This is a genomic window from Timonella senegalensis JC301 (genome assembly GCF_000312125.1).
Taxonomy (GTDB): domain Bacteria; phylum Actinomycetota; class Actinomycetes; order Actinomycetales; family Cellulomonadaceae; genus Timonella; species Timonella senegalensis.
In genome coordinates, this window is sequence record NZ_HE978641.1 from 1 (window position 1) to 2895 (window position 2895).

The following is a 2895-nucleotide window of genomic DNA, read 5'->3' on the forward strand; positions in this document are numbered from 1 at the left end:
CTAGAATCTGACCAGATCCAAACTCGTTGAATCGTGATCCAGAGCCGTGTAGAAGCGAATATTTCCGCTCCCTCATGCGAGGACTTGATAACCTTACACACCTGATCACCGCTCACGCTACCGGCAAATGCGTGACGCCGGGCACAGCGCGTTTTGGATCTCCCTCACCTGCACGCGCGCGAAAGAACCTCACCCGCTCCGTTACCTCGCGAACAAGCGACAAAGCCCCCATGCCTTGTTCCCCAAGACCATGGGCTCATTTACCGTTTGCTTGAGCGCGATAGGATCGGCAAACAGCCAAAGACGTCTGAACCCATCAGGCCCGCTCGCGCGTGCGTGCGCGTACGCATTAGTCAGGACACCGTTAGGAAGTGCCATGGATACCCAGACGTTTGCTTCACTCTTCCTCGAAGAACTTCAGTTCACTAGGGGCACCACTCTTGAGGCTGCATCAGAGCAGGACAAGTACTTTGCGCTTGTACGTGTAGTTCGCCGCAGCCTTATCGAGCGGTGGCATGCAACCAACGAGACCTATAACAAGGCAGTACCCAAGACGGTTGCCTACCTCTCCGCCGAGTACCTCCTCGGACCTCAGACCGGCAACGCTCTACTCGCCACTGACCTCGAATCAACGGCCCGCGCCGCCCTGTCCACCCTTGGTATTGATCTGGACGACGTAATCGCAACCGAGATCGAGCCAGGCTTAGGCAATGGTGGCCTAGGCCGCCTCGCCGCGTGCTTCATTGACTCGCTCGCAACCCTGAACATTCCCGCTATCGGTTACGGCATCCGCTACAACTACGGCATCTTCCGCCAGACCTTTGTAGATGGTCAGCAGGTTGAACAGCCCGACACCTGGATGTCGCTCGGAACTCCATGGGAACTCCCCCACCCTGAGAAGGCCTCGCTGGTCGGCTTTGGTGGCCACGTCGAAGAGACGATCTCCTCCGCTGGCATGCCAGGCCGCACGTGGGTTCCAGCGTGGCACGTCCAGGCTGTCCCTTGCGACTACCTCGTACCCGGTTATGACACCGAGAACGTCAACACCCTTCGCCTGTGGAGCGCACGGGCCACAGACGAGTTCAACCTCCAAATCTTCAACTCCGGAGACTTTGAGAACGCCGTTCGCGCGCGCACCGCCGCCGAGAACATCTCGAACGTCCTCTACCCTGAGGATTCCACCCCGCAGGGTAAGGAGCTGCGCCTCCAGCAGCAGTACTTCTTTGTCGCAGCATCCGTCCGAGACCTGCTCGACCGCTACCTCGGACTGGGCGTCTCGTTCACCGACCTGCCCGAGCACATCACGTTCCAGCTCAACGACACCCACCCCGTCGTAGCGATCCCAGAGCTCATACGCCTACTCATGGATGAGCACGGCTTGGAGTGGGACGAGGCCTGGGGCATCACCCAGCGCATCTTCAACTACACCTGCCACACCCTTCTGCCCGAAGCGCTCGAGGTGTGGTCCGTGGACCTGTTTGGCAGGCTCCTTCCCCGCCACCTCGAGATCATCTTCAAGATCAACGAAGTGTTCCTCGACGAGGTCCGTGCCAAGACCGGCAACGAGCTCCTCGTCCGCCAGATGTCGATCATCCAGGAGCAGCCGTTCCGGGCAGTACGAATGGCACACCTCGCAACCGTGGCCTCAGCCCGCGTCAACGGCGTTGCCGCGCTCCACTCCCAGTTGCTCCGCGACAACGTGCTCAAGGACTTCTCCGCCTACTGGCCGGACAAGTTCACCAACGTTACCAACGGTGTGACCCCTCGACGCTTCGTCCGCCTCTCCAACCCCGAGCTGTCCAACCTGCTCGACGATGCGATCGGCTCCGGCTGGACCCGGGACCTCGCGCAGTTGTCCAAACTCGAGGAACTCGTGGATGACGAGGGCTTCCTAGAGCAGTTCGCGCACGTCAAGTCGCTCAACAAGCAGCGCATCGCGGCCGTGTTGGCAGAGCGCGACGGCATCGAACTCCCCGCCGACGCAATGTACGACGTCATGGTCAAGCGCCTCCACGAGTACAAGCGCCAGTCGCTCAAGTTGCTGCACGTGGTCTCGCTCTACGCACGCGTACTCGCGGGAACGCTCCGCGCGGAGGACATCGAGCCCCGCGTCGTAGTGTTCGGTGCCAAGGCTGCCCCCGGTTACCGCATGGCCAAGGAAACGATTGCCCTGATCAACGCCGTGGCGGCGACAATCAATAACGCGCCGGAACTCCGCGGCCGCCTCAAGATCGCGTTCCCCGCGAACTACAACGTCACGCTCGCTGAGAAGCTCATCCCGGCAGCCGACCTGTCCGAGCAGATCTCGCTCGCAGGCAAGGAGGCCTCGGGAACCGGAAACATGAAGTTTGCGCTCAATGGCGCACTGACCGTGGGAACCCTGGACGGTGCCAACGTTGAGATCCACGAGCTTGTTGGTGACGAGAACTTCTTCCTCTTCGGCATGACCGAACCGGAGGCAGAGTCCCTCGCTCAGGCCGGCTACACGCCGTCCAAGTACTACGAGCAGGACGAGGATCTCAAGCTTGCGATCGACTTGATCGCCTCCGGCGCATTCTCCGGCGGGGAGCGCTCGACCTTTGAACCAATCGTGTCCGATTGGCTCTGGCACGACCGCTTCATGGCCCTCGCCGACTTCCGCGCGTATGCGGACGCCCAGCAGGACATCGAGGCTAAGTACCGCGACACCGCAGCGTGGAATCGCTCGGCTGTCCTCAACGTGGCGCGTTCCGGCTTCTTCTCCTCGGACCGCTCCATCAGTGACTACCTCGACCGCATCTGGCACGCCACGCCGCTGCCTGCGGCACGCCGCCACACAGCATGATCCTCGACGATTGACCTGGCACCCAGCACGCGCTGGGTGCCAGCCACAATCGTCGAAAAGCAAAAGAGCGG

1 protein-coding gene is annotated in these 2895 nt (G+C 61.2%); it reads left to right on the forward strand.

Annotated features, from left to right (window positions below; all coding sequences use genetic code 11):
• The first annotated feature begins 376 nt into the window (after positions 1-376).
• The gene (locus HGSM_RS00005) at positions 377-2824 is read left to right on the forward strand and encodes a glycogen/starch/alpha-glucan phosphorylase (RefSeq protein WP_019146685.1); all 2448 of its coding nucleotides are present in this window, start codon (positions 377-379) and stop codon (positions 2822-2824) included.
• The last annotated feature ends 71 nt before the right edge of the window (positions 2825-2895 follow it).

Bases quoted from the DNA above. Each gene is read 5' to 3' on its own strand.
- HGSM_RS00005 (WP_019146685.1), top strand. From the start codon at position 377: ATGGATACCCAGACGTTTGCTTCACTCTTCCTCGAAGAACTTCAGTTC.